The sequence below is a fragment of the Streptomyces flaveolus genome (genome assembly GCF_000716535.1).
GTDB lineage: Bacteria > Actinomycetota > Actinomycetes > Streptomycetales > Streptomycetaceae > Streptomyces > Streptomyces flaveolus_A.
Genome location: NZ_JNWV01000057.1, coordinates 23,887 through 38,539 on the forward strand (window position 1 = coordinate 23,887; position 14,653 = coordinate 38,539).

The 14,653-nt window shown below is 71.5% G+C and carries 11 protein-coding genes; 5 read left to right on the plus strand and 6 right to left on the minus strand.

What is annotated here, in order from left to right; all coding sequences use genetic code 11:
* Positions 1–105: 105 nt before the first annotated feature.
* Complete coding sequence (locus tag OO52_RS41580; RefSeq protein ID WP_051819036.1) at positions 106–327, minus strand: hypothetical protein; 222 nt, start codon at positions 325–327, stop codon at positions 106–108.
* Positions 328–663: 336 nt separating this feature from the next.
* Here OO52_RS41580 and OO52_RS41585 point away from each other — a divergent pair, with 336 nt between their 5' ends.
* Positions 664–3,303, plus strand: a complete 2,640-nt coding sequence (locus OO52_RS41585; RefSeq protein ID WP_030657361.1) for a hypothetical protein — start codon at positions 664–666, stop codon at positions 3,301–3,303.
* 280 nt (positions 3,304–3,583) lie between these two features.
* Here OO52_RS41585 and OO52_RS41590 read toward each other — a convergent pair whose 3' ends face one another.
* The 5 genes from OO52_RS41590 to OO52_RS41610 all read right to left on the minus strand — a co-directional run bounded on the left by OO52_RS41590 (position 3,584) and on the right by OO52_RS41610 (position 9,107).
* Positions 3,584–4,483, minus strand: coding sequence for a Gfo/Idh/MocA family protein (locus OO52_RS41590; RefSeq protein WP_030657363.1), 900 nt, complete (start codon positions 4,481–4,483; stop codon positions 3,584–3,586).
* An 84-nt stretch (positions 4,484–4,567) separates the two neighbouring features.
* On the minus strand, positions 4,568–5,770 hold the full coding sequence (locus OO52_RS41595; protein ID WP_234329415.1) for an ROK family transcriptional regulator: 1,203 nt from the start codon (positions 5,768–5,770) through the stop codon (positions 4,568–4,570).
* Positions 5,771–5,786: 16 nt separating this feature from the next.
* Positions 5,787–6,653, minus strand: a complete 867-nt coding sequence (locus OO52_RS41600; RefSeq protein WP_030657367.1) for a carbohydrate ABC transporter permease — start codon at positions 6,651–6,653, stop codon at positions 5,787–5,789.
* The gene (locus OO52_RS41605) at positions 6,653–7,672 is read right to left on the minus strand and encodes a carbohydrate ABC transporter permease (protein ID WP_030657369.1); all 1,020 of its coding nucleotides are present in this window, start codon (positions 7,670–7,672) and stop codon (positions 6,653–6,655) included. Before OO52_RS41605 ends, OO52_RS41600 begins: the two co-directional genes overlap by 1 nt.
* A gap of 31 nt (positions 7,673–7,703) precedes the next feature.
* On the minus strand, positions 7,704–9,107 hold the full coding sequence (locus tag OO52_RS41610; RefSeq protein ID WP_030657372.1) for an ABC transporter substrate-binding protein: 1,404 nt from the start codon (positions 9,105–9,107) through the stop codon (positions 7,704–7,706).
* 126 nt (positions 9,108–9,233) lie between these two features.
* Between OO52_RS41610 and OO52_RS41615 the strand changes: the two genes are divergently transcribed.
* The 4 genes from OO52_RS41615 to OO52_RS41630 are packed head-to-tail and all read left to right on the plus strand — an operon-like array spanning position 9,234 to position 14,353.
* Complete coding sequence (locus OO52_RS41615) at positions 9,234–10,280, plus strand: zinc-dependent alcohol dehydrogenase (RefSeq protein ID WP_030657374.1); 1,047 nt, start codon at positions 9,234–9,236, stop codon at positions 10,278–10,280.
* A 19-nt stretch (positions 10,281–10,299) separates the two neighbouring features.
* Positions 10,300–11,100, plus strand: a complete 801-nt coding sequence (locus tag OO52_RS41620) for a sugar phosphate isomerase/epimerase family protein (RefSeq protein ID WP_030657376.1) — start codon at positions 10,300–10,302, stop codon at positions 11,098–11,100.
* The gene (locus OO52_RS41625; protein WP_030657380.1) at positions 11,097–12,452 is read left to right on the plus strand and encodes an MGH1-like glycoside hydrolase domain-containing protein; all 1,356 of its coding nucleotides are present in this window, start codon (positions 11,097–11,099) and stop codon (positions 12,450–12,452) included. Before OO52_RS41620 ends, OO52_RS41625 begins: the two co-directional genes overlap by 4 nt.
* Positions 12,449–14,353: an amylo-alpha-1,6-glucosidase gene (locus tag OO52_RS41630; RefSeq protein ID WP_030657382.1), complete on the plus strand. Its 1,905-nt coding sequence runs from the start codon at positions 12,449–12,451 to the stop codon at positions 14,351–14,353. Before OO52_RS41625 ends, OO52_RS41630 begins: the two co-directional genes overlap by 4 nt.
* The last annotated feature ends 300 nt before the right edge of the window (positions 14,354–14,653 follow it).

Below are 14,653 nucleotides of genomic sequence, written 5' to 3' on the forward strand. Positions count from 1 at the left end.
AGTGGCTACGGGCCCTGGCGTCGCGGGTGAGCCGTACGCCCGGCGCCCGGGACCGACGGAAGGCACGCCTTCACCGCGCAGCCGCGCACCGACGAGGGCCGGAAGTCACTCCCCGTCCTCGGGCAGGTGGAAGTAGACGGTCCCCGACCACCAGGGGCCGTGCTCGGTCGTCTCCGACGAGATCACCACGTCCTGGATCGCGGCGGGGCCCAGCGCCTCGATGGCGTCCGCCAGCCTCCGCAAGAGGGCGGGAACACTGTCGCAGCCGGGGCCGACGGGGTTGGCCTGCGAGAAGTGGCGCGCAGTCCAGTGCGTCGGAGTGTCCATCACGGACCGATCGTAGAGTCTGCCGACGGCCAGTCGGCACGGGAGGGCTGGGACCGGCGACTCAGCCCGGACGGACGAGCCAGTGACCGACCGCCTGGCCGGCCGTACGAGCGGAGGCGCGCCCGTGTCGGCGCGGCCTGACACCGCGGCGGCCGTGGCCATCGGCGGCGGTGCGCCCGTCACCGTCCCGGCCGGCTCACTCGCCCGTCACGGTCGCGGCATGCCGGTGTCGATGGCAGGTTCTGGTCAAAAGCTTCTTCAAGTGACGGACACCTCCCGTCCCCGGTGGTCGGGTTCTCCTCGACGGCTGTACAACCCCCGTTTCCGGAGGACCTGGTGTCAGCACCGACCCGTAAGAGACGATGGCTCACGATCTGCGCCATCACCGCATCCGCCGCACTCGTCGCGACACCCGCGGGCGCCGCGCCCGGCAAGGGCAAAAAGCCCTTCGGGGCGCGCGTCCTCGCGCAACTCGCCGCCGCACGCGACACATCCATAGGGGCTGTCAGCCCCCGGGCGAAGGCCGAGGACGACGACGGCAACGAGGCGGACGAGATAGCCGAGGGGGCGGACCAGTACGCCGAGGCCCGCACCTCGCCCGGCGTCGTCGCCCCCGGCGCGTACGGCGCCGCCTGGACCGGTCTGACCAACCTGCCCCGCACCGGCGGAGGTTGGCGCCACATCACCGGCCTGCCGTACGACTCCGACGACTCCCGCTACCGGGACATCGACTCCAACTCCAGTGGCGGATCCGGCGATGTGACCGGCCGGATGGCCGCGATCGCCGCCGACGACGACGGGTACGTGTACGCGGGCAGCGCGGGCGGCGGTGTCTGGCGGTCCCAGCGGGGCGGCGGGCACTGGAAGCCGATCAGCGACGAGCTGCCGTCCCAGTCCACCGGCGCGCTCGCGCTCGACGGCGCCGGGCGGCTGTGGCTGGGCACCGGCGAGGCGACCACCAATGCCGACGCCTACCTCGGCAGCGGCGTCTACGTCCTGTCCCACCCGCACCACGGCACCTTCTCCTCCCGCAGCCGGGTCGGCGGCGACGAGCTGGAGTCCACCACCATCCACGAGCTGCGCTTCGGCGGCGGGAAGGTGTGGGCGGCCACCAGCGCCGGCGTGTGGAGCCACTCCACGAAGACGCTGAAGGGCGCCTGGAAGCTGGAGTACGCGCCCAACCCCGACTACCTGCCCGGCGGTTCGAAGGACGACGACCCCGACGCCGCGTACAAGAACATCGCCAACGACATCGCGATCGACCCGAAGGACCCGAGCAAGGTCGTGCTCGCGGTCGGCTGGCGCAGCGGCGACGACTACAACGGCTTCTACACCCTGGTCAACGGCACCTGGACCCGCATCACCAGCGGTTTCGGCGACCTGCCGACCGACGCGGACAACGTCGGCAACGTCACCTTCGCCCGCTCCGCCGACGGCTCGCGCTACTACGCCGTCGACCAGTCGCCGGAGCAGCTGAACACCAACCCGGACAGCGGCCTGGAGGGCGTCTTCGTCTCCAAGTCCGGTTCACCGGCCGGGCCCTGGACGAAGATCGCCGACTACAAGGGGCTGGCGGGCTCGGGCTCCGCGCTGACCACCGCCGGTTACATGCCGGGCGTGCAGGCCTGGTACAACCAGTTCCTCACCGTCGACCCGAGCGACCCGGAGCACGTCTACGCGGGCCTGGAGGAGGTCTACGAGACCAAGGACGGCGGCAGCACCTGGTCCACCGTCGGCCCGTACTGGAATTTCACCTTCCCCTGCTGGAGCATCGACCCGGCCAAGCAGACCGGCGACTGCGACCAGACCACCCACTCCGACCAGCACGGCGTCGCGATCGGCCGCTACCACGGCAAGAGCTTCGTGTACGTCGGCAACGACGGCGGCGTCTACAAGCGCCCGGTCCACGGCTCGCAGGACGCCTCCGGCCACGCCACCGACTGGACCTCCCTCAACGACGGCACCATCGACACCCTCCAGTACTACTCGGTCGGCATCGGCAAGGACCTCGACCACGGCGGCGTCTCGGTCACCGGCGGCCTCCAGGACAACGGCCAGTCCATCCTGCGCGGCGACGACAAGGTCATGGGCTCCAACTTCGGCGGCGACGGCGGCGACACGCTGACCGATCCGGCCAACGGCTGCGACATCGCCGAGGAGTACGTCTACCTCGCCATCCAGGTGACCCAGAACTGTGCGGTCAACGACGGCAGTTGGACCACCGTCCCGGCCAAGGCCACCTCGTACAACGTCGCCCCGGCCGACAACGCGACCGGTGAGGCACGCTTCATCGCCCCGCTGGCGGCCGACATGAAGAGCAGCTCGACGTGGATCGCCGGCGGCCGGCACGTCTGGGTGCAGACCCACGGCTACGCCATCCGCAGCGGCGACGAATGGAAGAGCGTGTACGACCTCGGCGCCGGCCGCACGGCGACCGCCGTCGCGGCCTCGGGCGGCAAGGTGTACGCGGCCTGGTGCGGCCCCTGCAACAACCAGGGATTCGCCCGCGGCATCTCCGTCGGCAACGAGGACGGCACCGGCTGGCACGACATCGCCCTGCCCGTGGACGGGACCGTGCCCAACCGCTACCTCAGCGGCTTCGCCGTCGACCCGAAGAACGCCGACCACGTCTTCCTCGCCGTCAACGGCTTCTCCCGGCACTGGACCGAGGGCCCCGGCGCCGGCGTCGGCCACGTCTTCGAGTCCACCGACGCGGGCACCACCTGGAAGGACATCTCGGCGAACCTGCCCGACGTGCCGGCCAACTCCGCGATCGTCACGCCGAACGGCGGACTCGCCGTCGCCACCGACCTGGGCGTCGTCTACCGCGCGCCCGGACGCACCAAGTGGCAGCGGGTCGGCAGCCTCCCGGCCGTCGCCGTGCTCCAGCTCAAGCTGAGCCCCGACGGCAGCACCCTGTACGCGGCCACCCACGGCCGCGGCATCCACACCATCAAGGTGCGCGACCTGGGCTGACGCCCACTGCGCGCTGAAAAAGGGGGAGGGGTGACTCCGGGGGTTTACGGGGTCACCCCTCCTGCGCGTACGGGGAGACGGCCGTGCCGAGGGCGCAGTGAGGCAGGCCTTCGGGACCGGCCGGCAGTCTCGGGCACATGGGCCTTCAAATCGGCCTCTTTCGCCGTCGCGCTGGAGGGCCAGCTTCATGGATCCGAAGCAGAGAGCGGTGTTCGAGGAGTTCCTCGCCCGGCAGGCAAACCTCGACGAGCAGTGACGCGCCGGCGCTCGATCCCGCCGGCTACGACGTCGTCCGCATCGCCTGGTCCATGAGGCGTTGCAGGTACAGCCCGCGCGCCGCGTCGAGCTCCGTCGGCTGGTTCGTGCGCACGGCGGTGGCGAAGCTGCGACGCAGGATCGGCCAGCACTCCTCGTGGTCGATCTCGGCCGTGTCGTAGAGCAACGGCGCTTCGGAACCGTAGAGTTCGATCCGGGTGAGCGCGCGGGGGACGGCCACGGAACCGGACAGGGACGCCTGGCTGACGGCCCCGTTCTCGTGCTCGCAGGTCAGTTCGATCCACCGGCGGGGGTCGCCGGAGCCGCGTATCCCGGTGATGGGCGAGACGGCGGTGTCCAGGAGGTCGAGCAGATGCGGGCCGAGGTCGAGCAGCGCACCGTGCTCGAGGCGCCACCCGGTCGCGAAGTCGCCGCCGAGGAACGCTCCGTGGAGGTAGCAGGAGCGGGCGCCGCTGACCTCGCGACCGCGCGCGGCGTCGAGGAAGGCGTCGGTGACCGGGTGGTAGCGCTTGGTCAGGACGAGTTGCGAGACCACGCCCGCGGCGAGCACGGCATCGGCGACGCGCTGCGCCGCGGGCAGATCCGGACCGAGCGGCTTCTCCAGCAGCAGCGCCTTCCCCCGCCGCGCGGCCGCCGGCACCAACTCGGCCTGCACGGCGGGCGGAACGGCGAACGCCACGGCCTCGCACCGGTCGAGGAGGTCGTCGAAGGAGGCGGCGACCTGTGCTCCGTAGGGTGCGGCGGTCTGCCGCGCGGCGTCGGGGCGGCGGGCCCACACCGCGGCGAGCCGGGTCTCCGGCCCGGCGGCGAGCATACGGGCGTGCATGGCCCGGGCCCAGGGGCCGGCGCCCACGAGGCCGACCTCGACGGGGCGGTGCGTCCAAGGGTCAGAGGTGACGGTCACGGTCTTCCTGTCTGTACGAGAGTGCCGCGCGAGCGAGGACCCGGCATCCCCGCTCGCTGCGGCGGGTGTTGCGCGGGCGGCCCGTCAGCCCGCGAGGGAACTGAGCCGGGCGTCGGCCCGGTCGGGGGAGTAGAGGATCTCGACGACCATGGCGGCCGCCCCTATGACGCCCGCGTGATCGCCCAGGCGTGAGGTGACGACCTGGAGGTTGGCGGTGGCCCGGGGGAACGCGCGCTGGTAGAGCAGTTCCCGGACACCGGTCATGTACGGTGCCCCGGAGAGTTCGCCCGCGATCATGAGAACGCCGGGGTTGAGCAGGCTGACCACGGTCACCAGGACCTCGCCGGCCCTGCGTCCGGCCTCCCGGGCCAGCCGGACGGCGTCAGGGTGCCCCTCGGCGAGCAGGTGCTTGACATCGGAGGCCGACGTGGCGTGGATGCCGAGGGCGGTCAGGTCCCTCGCCAGCGCCCGGCCGCTGGCGACGGCGCCCAGGCAGCCGTGGGAGCCGCACATGCACAGGGCGTCGGACCGGTCGTGCAGCCGGATGTGGCCGATGTCGCCGGCACCGCCGTCGATGCCCCGGTACACCTTGCCGTCCACGACGACGCCGGCGCCGATGCCGGTGGAGACCTTCACCAGGACGAACGCCGAGCAGTCCCGGTGGTTGGCCTGCTGCTCGGCCAGCGCCATGAGGTTGGCGTCGTTGTCCACGAACACGGGGACGGGCCCGTCCTCCAAGCTCCCGCCGACGTGCTCGGCGTAGGCCTTCTGCAGGCGCTGCGGGATGGGGTACCGGTCCCAGCCGGGCATGATCGGCGGTTCGATGACCCGGCCCGTCTCCCACTCCACGGGACCGGGAACGGACAGCCCGATCCCGCAGACGTGCCCCGCGTCGACACCGGCGGCGGCGATCAGGTCCGGGAACCACCCGGCCAGTTGGTCCAGCACCACCTCCGGGCCCTCGGCGATGTCCAGCGGTCCGGTGTTCTCGGCGAGGATGGTGCCCCCGAGGTCGAGGACCGCGGCACGGGCGTACCTGGTCTCCAGGTCCACGGCGATGACCGAGGCGTGCCTCGGGTCGAAGACGATCCGCTGGGACGGGCGGCCCCCGGTGGAGGAACCCGTGACGTGCCTGAGCCATCCCGCCCGGTTGAGCAGGTCCAGTCGCTGGCCGACGGTCGAGCGGGACAGTCCGGTGATCCTCTGGAGATCGGCGCGGGTGTTCGCGTGGCCGCCGCGGATGAGCTGCAACAGCTCGCCCGCGCTGGTCTGGCTCGGTGTCAGCATCGGTTCCCTCATGGTCTCAGCTCTTGTCGGCACCGCTGGTCAGGCCCTCGGTGAGCAGCCGCTCGGCGGCGAAGAACAGGAGTACCACGGGGATCGTCAGGACCACCGATCCCGCCATCAGCACGGTCTTGGGCACCTCGACGCCGTTGGACAGCTGGGCCAGGCCCAGCGGCACCGTCCACTTGCCCGGGTCCGCGGCCAGGAAGAGCAGGGCGAACAGGAACTCGTTCCACGCGATCATGAAGACGTACAGTCCGGTCGCCATGAGGGACGGCAGGGCCAGGGGCAGGACCACCTTGCGGACCGTCTGGAGCCGGCTGCACCCGTCGAGCGCCGCCGCCTCCTCGATCGAGGAGGGGATGGTGACGAGGTAGTTCTTCAGCATGTAGATGGCCACCGGCACGGTCTGGGCGACGTAGACGACGGCGAGTCCGACCAGGCTGGAGGACAGGTGCAGTTTGGCGAAGACGACGAACAGCGGGACGGCCAGCAGCGTCGCCGGGAACAGGTAGACGGCGAGGAAGAGGGCGCTGACCTGGCGGTGGCCGAAGAACTTCAGCCGGCTGATCGCGTAGGCCCCGGGCACCGCGGCCAGCATCGTCAGGGCGACGGTGCCGAGCGACACCAGCGCGGAGTTGAGCAGGAACCTCAGGAAGCCCTGGCCGCCGTCGTCGGTGGAGCGCAGCACGTCGCGGTAGGTGGAGAGGGTGAAGTCCTTCGCCGAGACCCACAGGGAGCCCGGATCGAGCAGCAGCGCGTCGATGGGCTTCAGCGACAGCAGCAGCATGTAGTAGAAGGGCACCACCGTGATCACGGCGAGGAACGCGATGACCACCCAGCGCGCGACGCCGAAGAATCTCTCCTCGAACTGAGCCCGGCTCATCACGACTCCTCCTGGACCTTGTTGCCGAAGAACTTGAAGTAGAGGCCCATCAGGATCATGAGCGCGACGGCCAGGACCAGGGCCTGGGCGGCCGCGGCGCCCACGTCGTAACGGGCGGTGAGGAAGTCGTAGACCCGCACGGCCGCCACGTCGGTGCCGGCGCCGCCGCCGGTCAACAGGTAGACGTCGTCGAACTTGTTGAAGGTCAGGATGAAGCGCAGCACGCACAGCAGGGCGATGACGGGCATCAGCTGGGGCAGCAGGATGTGGCGGAAGCGCTGGGTGGTGGTCGCGCCGTCCACGAGGGCGGCCTCCTCCAGCCCGCCGGGCACCGCCTGGAGCCGGGCGAGGATGAACAGGAACGCGAAGGGGAAGTACCGCCAGGTCTCGAAGGCGATGACGGTCAGCAGGGCCAGCGGGACGTCGAAGTGCAGTGCGAGCAGGTGGACTTCGTACGAACGGGTCGACAGGAAGGCGATGGGATCGTCCCAGCCGAACAGGCGGCGGCCCCAGTCGTTGACCACGCCGTACTGCGGGCTGAGCGCCACCTCCCAGACGAAGGAGACCGCGACGACGGGAGCGACGTACGGCAGCAGCATCGCCGCGCGCAGCAGTCCGCGGCCGCGGAACGGCTTGCGCAGCGCGAGCGCGGCCACCAGGCCGAGGGCCACGGAGCCGAACGTGGCGCCGGCGGTGTACAGCAGGGTGGTGGTCAGACTGGACCAGAAACCGGCCGAGCCGAAGACCTGGTCGAAGTTGTCCAGGGTCCAGTTGCCGAACAGGCCCATGCCCTGGATGTCGACCAGCTTGGCGTGCTGGAACGCCAGCAGGACGGTCCACAGGATGGGCAGGATCACCACCACGAGGACCACGACGAAGGTGGGCGAGACGAACGCGAGTCCGGCGCGGTTGGCGCGGCGGCTCGCCGTCATGGGGCGGCGGACGTGTTCGGCGGGCCGGTCCGTGGACCTGCCGCCGGTGTGCCGGCGCTGCGGTGTGCCGGCTGGAGCTGTTGTCATGAGGGGACCTTTGTGACGTGCAGGAGGGCGGCTACTGGAGGGACTTCTGCAGGGCGGTGACCTCGTCGTCGGCCTCGCCGGCCGCCTCGGAGGGGGAGATCTGGCCGCTGGTCATGGCGCCGATCGCCTTCGGCACGGGCAGTTCGCCGTTGGTGGCGCCGACGAGCGCGCCCTCGCCCTGGGTGATGCCCCACCGCCGCATGTTGCTGACCCCGGCGGCGAGCTGGTTGAGCAGGCTCGCGGGATAGACCTTGTCGAAGGGCTGCTTGGTGTCGACGCCGATGCTGCTGTGGCGCCAGGCCTCCAGGTATCGCCCGGGCTGCGCCGCGGTGCCGGTCCGGACGGGGATCTTGCCCTCGGGCGCCATGCCGAACCAGGACTCGTAGCCGGTGCCCATCATGTACTCGATGAACTCCCGGGAGGCCGCGGTCTCGGCGGTCTTGGTGGTCACCCATGAGGTGATCTCCCCGAACTGGGCGGGCCGGGCGGCGTCGGGGCCCTTCATGGCGGTGACGATGCCGCTGTTGCGCGACAGGTACCGCGGGTCGTCCTTGCACTGCGGGCAGCTCGGCAGGGCGTCCTTGCGCAGGCCGGCGAGTTCGTCCAGGAGGAACGAGGACCAGATGATCGCCGAGGACTGGCCCGCGAAGTAGGTGGCGCGGGTGGAGTCCACGGTCTGGGTTCCCGGAGCGCCGTAGGTGCGGGCCAGCTCGTCATAGGTCTTGAACGCGGTCTCGCACTGCGGCGATTGGAGGGCGACCTGGTGCCGGTCGTCGACGAGCTGGCAGTCGTCGGCGAGTGCGATGCTCTCGAAGCTCTGCGAGGTGAAGGCGTCGCCCGGGTCGGTGGCCACGGAGATGCCGTAGCGCCCCTTCGTGGTCAGCGCCTTGGCGCCGGCGAGTGCCCTGGCGTAGGTGTCCGGAGCCTTGAGGTGCTTCTCGTCGAACTGGTCCTTGCGGTAGACCAGCAACTGCAGCCAGGCGTCGGAGGGCACGCCGAGGCTCCGGCCGCCGTCCGAGGTGAGCCTCAGCGCGTTGGCGTTGAAGGTCCCACGCCCCAGCTCGTCGATGATCTGCCGGGGTATGCCGGTGTTGAGCAGGCCGTTGCTGTACATCTGCCAGACCTGGCCCATGGGCGCGGCGCCGATGACGTCGGGCAGCGAGCCCGAGGCGGCGGCCGACATGATCAGCTGAGGCATCTGGCCCTCGTCGACCCCGACGAGATGGACCTTGATGCCGGTCTTCCTCTCGAATCCCTTGACGATCTTCTGCGTCACGGCGACGCGGTCCGGGAGGTTCTCCTGTGACCAGACCGTGATCTCCCGGTCGGGTCTGCCCGGCCCTGTACTGCCGGCGCAGCCAGTGAGCAGCCCCAGACCCAGGGCCGCCGTGATGCCCACCGCGATCGTCTTCGATCGCCGGCTCATGGTGTGCATTGCATGTCCTTGCTACGACTTCCGTCTATTGAGAACGCATCACAGCATCACTTTTGCTGGTTGACAAGACATAAGCTCGGGATATTGTCGACGCAACCGCACTCGCAACCCCTTCCGGAGTCATCCGTGGAACGCGTCGTCCAATTCACCGGCCCCCGCCAGGTGGAGGTAACCGAGCAGGCCGGGGCCGATCTGCCCCCCGGGCACCTGCGGGTCCGCACCCGCTACTCGGGCATCTCGGCCGGCACCGAACTCACCGCCTACCGCGGGACCAACCCGTACCTGACGCGCACCTGGGACCCCGAGGCCCGGCTGTTCCGCGACGGCGCGGCCGGCATCCAGTACCCCGTGGCCGGCTGGGGCTACTCCGAGGTCGGGGAGGTCGTCGAGGTCGCCCCCGACCTGACCGGGACCCCGGGCCTGCCGGCCGTCGGCGACCTGGTCTGGGGCATCTGGGGCCACCGCAGCGAGGGAATCGTCCCCGCGGAACGCATGATCGGCCACACCCTGCCCGCCGGCCTCGAGCCGCTGGCCGGCGCCTTCGCCCGGGTCGGCGCCATCGCCTACAACGCCGTCCTGGCCGGTGACATCCACCTCGGCGAGGACGTCGCCGTCTTCGGCCAGGGCGTCATCGGACTGCTCACCACCCGCCTCGCCCAGCTGAGCGGCGCCCGCGTCACCGCCGTCGACGCCCTCGACGGCCGTCTGAAGACCGCAGAGCGCTACGGAGCCCGGCACACCCTCAACGCCCGCACCGACGAGGTCGCCGAACGCATCCGGGAAGCCACCGGCGGCCTCGGCGCCGACCTCGCCATCGAGATCAGCGGCGCCTACCCCGCCCTGCACACCGCGCTGCGCTCGGTCGCCGTCGGCGGCCGGGTGGTGGCCTCCGGCTTCTACCAGGGCGACGGCATCGGCCTGCGTCTCGGCGACGAGTTCCACCACAACCGCGTGCAGCTCATCTGCTCCCAGATCGGGGGCGTCCCGCCGCAGCTGTCCCACCGCTGGACCGTGGAGCGCCTCCAGCAGACCTTCCTGCGGCTGGTCGCCGAGGGCCAGGTGGACGTCACCTCCCTGGTCAGCCACGTCGTCCCGGTCGCCGACGCCGCCGACGCCTACGTGCTGCTCGACGAGCGCCCCGCCGAGGCGCTGCAGGTCGTGCTGGAATTCTGAACGTCTCGAAAGGCCCCTCATGCTCAAGACCGCGGCGCAGGAACAACTCCTGCCCGGAGACACCCTGCAGGCCAAGTGGGAGTTCGCCCAGGAGGCGGGCTACGACGCCATCGAACTGCGCGGCAAGGGCGACTTCCACTTCGCCTCCCGCCTCGACGAACTGAAGCAGGCCCGCAAGGACGGCGTGGTCATGCCCACCGTGTGCGTCGACATGCTGCACTTCCTCGGCGCCTTCGACGCGGACCTGCGCCGCGACGCCATCGACCAGATGAAGTCCCAGCTCACGGTGATCGCGGAGATCGGCGGCCTGGGCGCCCAGACCCCGGCCTCGTACGGCATGTTCTCCCGCCGCCTGCCGCCCTTCGAACCGCCGCGCAGCGAGGAGGAGGACCGCGAGGTCCTGCTGAGCGGCCTGACCGAACTCGGCGAGCACGCCCGCAAGGAGGGCGTGACCCTCTTCCTGGAGCCGCTGAACCGGTACGAGGACCACATGGTCAACCGGCTGGAACAGGCCGCCGACCTGATCCGAGCCACCGGCCTGGACTCCGTCAGGATCGGCATCGACAGCTACCACATGAACATCGAGGAGAGCGACCCCGCGGCCGCGATCCTCGCGCACGCCGACGTCATCGGCCACGCCCAGGTCTCCGACTCCAACCGCTTCCAGCCCGGAGCCGGCCACCTCGACTGGCCCGCCTGGCTCGGCGCCCTGCACACCATCGGGTACGACGGTCACCTCGCCCTCGAATGCCGGCTCACCGGCGACCCCGCCGAAGCCGTCCGCTCCGTCCCCGGGTTCCTCAAGAGGTCCGGCGCGTGAAGTCCCTCCTGGACCGGCCCGCGCCCACCGCGACCGCAGACCTGACCCTGCGGCGCGGTGCGGCGCGGGTCCTCATCGACAACTGGACCGGCGCCTCGACCGTTCCGTCCCGCACCCTCTATCCGCACCAGTGGAGCTGGGACTCCGCCTTCATCGCCATCGGGCTGCGCCACCTCTCGGTCCGCCGCGCCCAGCAGGAGCTGGAGTCGCTGCTGTCCGCCCAGTGGGCCGACGGACGCATACCCCATATCGTCTTCAACCCGGCCGTACCGGACGACGCCTACTTCCCGAGCCCCGACTTCTGGCGCTCCTCCACCGCCGGCCGGGCGGCGGGCGCGCCGGCGTCACCCGAGACGTCCGGCATCGTCCAGCCACCGGTGCACGCCCTGGCGGCCTGGCTCGTGCACCGCGCCGACCCCGCGGAATCCCGCCGACGCGGCTTCCTCACCCGGGTCCGCCCACGCCTCGCCGCCTGGCACGACTACCTCCTGGGCCACCGTGACCTCGGCGGCGGCGGACTGGCCGCCGTGGTCCACCCCTGGGAACCGGGCATGGACAACAGCCCCTGCTGGGACCGGGCGCTACGACGCGTGGAACCGGCCGCTCCCGACGCCTTCCGCCGCGCAGACCTGAACCACGGTCACCCCGCCGACAGACCCACCGACCTGGACTACGGCCGCTACGTCAGCCTGGTGACCGACTACCGTGACGCCGGCTACGACGACCGTGCCGCGCGGCACCCCTTCGCGGTGGAAGACCCGTGCTTCAACGCCCTGCTGATCGTCAGCGAACGGGCTCTGGCGGCCATGGCACGGGAGACCGGCGCCGACGCGTCGGTGCACATCGCCCGCGCCGACGCGCTCACCCGGCACCTGGTGACCCGGCTGTGGGACGACCGCGCGGGCCTGTTCCGCGTCCGCGACCTGGCCACCGACACCCTGGTCGGGGAGGACTCCGTCACCGGCCTGGTGCCGCTGCTCGCCCCCCACCTGCCCCAGCGCGTCGTCAGCCGTCTCGTCGAGACGCTCACCGGCCCGCGCTTCGGCGCACCGGCCACGCGCCTGGTCCCGAGCTACGACCTGACCGGCCACGCCTTCGACGCCCAGCGCTACTGGCGCGGCCCCGCCTGGTTCAACACCGCCTGGCTGGTCCACCGCGGTCTGCGCACGCACGGCCGGGACCAGGACGCCGAACGGCTGCGGCGGGGATTCCTCCGCGAGGCGGGACGGTCCGACTTCGCCGAGTACGTCGACCCGACCACCGGTGCGGCCCGGGGCGCCCGGCACTTCTCGTGGACCGCCGCGCTCACGCTCGACCTGCTGTGTGCCGACCCCAAGGAGCCCACGCCATGACCTCGGCCGACACCCTCGTCCAGCTCGTGCGGGACGCCACCTTCGCGCGTGTCGACGCCGCCGGGGGCATCCACGGCACCCACGGCACCGCACCCGACGGACTGTTCCTGCGCGACGGCCGCCACCTCAGCCGCTGGCACCTGACCGTCGACGGCACCGAACCCGTCGCCCTGGTGCCCGCCGACACCGCGACGGACGACACGGCCGTCTGCGTGCTGACCCCGCAAGGGACCCGGGACAACCCGCCCGCCTACACCGTCTTCCGTGAACAGACCGTCAGTGCGGGCGAGTTGACCGAGCACCTGCGCCTGGTCAGCAATCGTCCCGAGCCGGTCACCGCCCGCGTGGAGATCACCGCCGACGCCGACTTCGCCGACCTGTTCGAACTGCGCGCCGACGACCGGCACTACGCCAAGCCCGGCGTCCGCCGCGAGACCCACCACACCGACGACGGACTGGTCTTCGACTACCGACGCGCCGACTGGCACTCCCGGACCACCGTCGTCAGCGACCCTGCCCCCGCCGGTCACGACGCCGTCCCGGACCTGCCCACCGCCCGTACGCTGCGGTGGGACCTGCCGCTCGCCGCGCACGGCGAGGCCGAACTCCGGGTCACCGTCCGCGCCCTGCCGCACGGACTGCCGTCCGGGGCTCCCGCCGTGGCACGGCCGAGCCGGCGGACGACGGCGCCGGCCGACGACCTGGCCCGTACCTGCGAACGCGGCCTGGCCGACGTGGACCTGCTGACCATCGCGGTCACCGGCCTGGACGGCGAGGAGGTCGCCGTCCCCGCCGCCGGCATCCCCTGGTTCCTCACCCTGTTCGGCCGTGACTCACTGCTGACGTCGTACTTCCTGCTGCCCGACCGGCCCGGGACGGCAGCCGCCACCCTGAGCGCCCTCGCGGCGACCCAGGGCCGTCACCACGACCCCGTGAGCGGCGAACAGCCCGGACGCATCGTCCACGAGACCCGCCACGGCGAACTCGCGCACTTCCGGCAGGTCCCCTACGGCCGCTACTACGGCGCCGTCGACGCCACACCGCTCTTCCTCGTCCTGCTCCACGCCCACTACGAGACGACCGGCGACCCGGCCCTCGCCGTACGCCTGGAGCGGCACGCCCGGCGAGCCGTCGACTGGATGTTCACCGACGGCGGCCTGGACGAGCACGGGTACCTCGTCTACCAGCCCGATCCGAACGGTCTGGTCAACCAGAACTGGAAGGACTCGGCGGGTGCCGTCTGCTTCGCCGACGGCACGCAGGCCGAGGGGCCCATCGCCGTCTCGGAGGCCCAGGGTTACGCCTACGACGCCCTGGTCCGCACCGCGGAACTGGCCGCCGTGGTCTGGCAGGACCCGTCCTACGCCCGCCGCCTGCGCGAGGCCGCCGAGGGGCTGCGCACCCGTTTCGCCAGCGACTTCTGGATGCCGGACGCCGACTTCCCCGCGCTGGCCCTGGACGGCCGGGGGCGCCAGGTCGACGCCCTCGCCTCCGACGCCGGCCACCTCCTGTGGTCGGGGATCCTCGACCCGGCACGGGCCAGCCGGGTCGGGCAGCGGCTGCTGGAGCCGGACTTCTTCTCCGGCTGGGCGATCCGCACGCTCGCCGCGGGCCAGAAGCCGTACCATCCGCTGTCGTACCACCGCGGCAGCGCCTGGCCGCACGACAACGCGGTCATCGTGCTGGGCCTCGCCCGGTACGGCCTCGCCGACCACGTCCGCACGGTCGTGGACGGCCTGGTGGCGGCGGCCTCCCCCTACGGGTACCGCCTGCCCGAGGTGCTGGCCGGCTACGACCGTACGGCGACGGCCCGGCCGGTGCCCTACCCCCACTCGTGTTCCCCGCAGGCCTGGGCGGCGGCGGCCCCGCTCGCCCTGCGAACGGCGCTGAGGATGGTGTGAAGCATGCGCGGGGATCGCGCCACCCGGCTGACGGGGGATCAGGCGGGCGCTATGCGCTCCAGCACCTTGGCGGCCGCGGCGATGTCACAGCCCTCCAGACGCGAGAACACATGGCGGCGCACGCTCGCGAGATTGGTGGGCCAGGCCTGCTTCAGCTGCGTCCACCCGGCGCTGGTGAGAACGGCCAGCCAGGCCCTCCCGTCGTCGGGTGACTTCTCAGGGGTAGGTAGGTGATGACCCTGCCCAGAGCCCGCAGGAAGGCCTCCTCGTCGCGGTTCAAGGGCTTGATGGTCGTCGCGT

Bases quoted from the DNA above. Each gene is read 5' to 3' on its own strand.
- OO52_RS41580 (WP_051819036.1), bottom strand. From the start codon at position 327: ATGGACACTCCGACGCACTGGACTGCGCGCCACTTCTCGCAGGCCAAC.
- OO52_RS41595 (WP_234329415.1), bottom strand. From the start codon at position 5,770: ATGCTGACACCGAGCCAGACCAGCGCGGGCGAGCTGTTGCAGCTCATC.
- OO52_RS41600 (WP_030657367.1), bottom strand. From the start codon at position 6,653: ATGAGCCGGGCTCAGTTCGAGGAGAGATTCTTCGGCGTCGCGCGCTGG.
- OO52_RS41605 (WP_030657369.1), bottom strand. From the start codon at position 7,672: ATGACAACAGCTCCAGCCGGCACACCGCAGCGCCGGCACACCGGCGGC.
- OO52_RS41610 (WP_030657372.1), bottom strand. From the start codon at position 9,107: ATGCACACCATGAGCCGGCGATCGAAGACGATCGCGGTGGGCATCACG.
- OO52_RS41620 (WP_030657376.1), top strand. From the start codon at position 10,300: ATGCTCAAGACCGCGGCGCAGGAACAACTCCTGCCCGGAGACACCCTG.
- OO52_RS41630 (WP_030657382.1), top strand. From the start codon at position 12,449: ATGACCTCGGCCGACACCCTCGTCCAGCTCGTGCGGGACGCCACCTTC.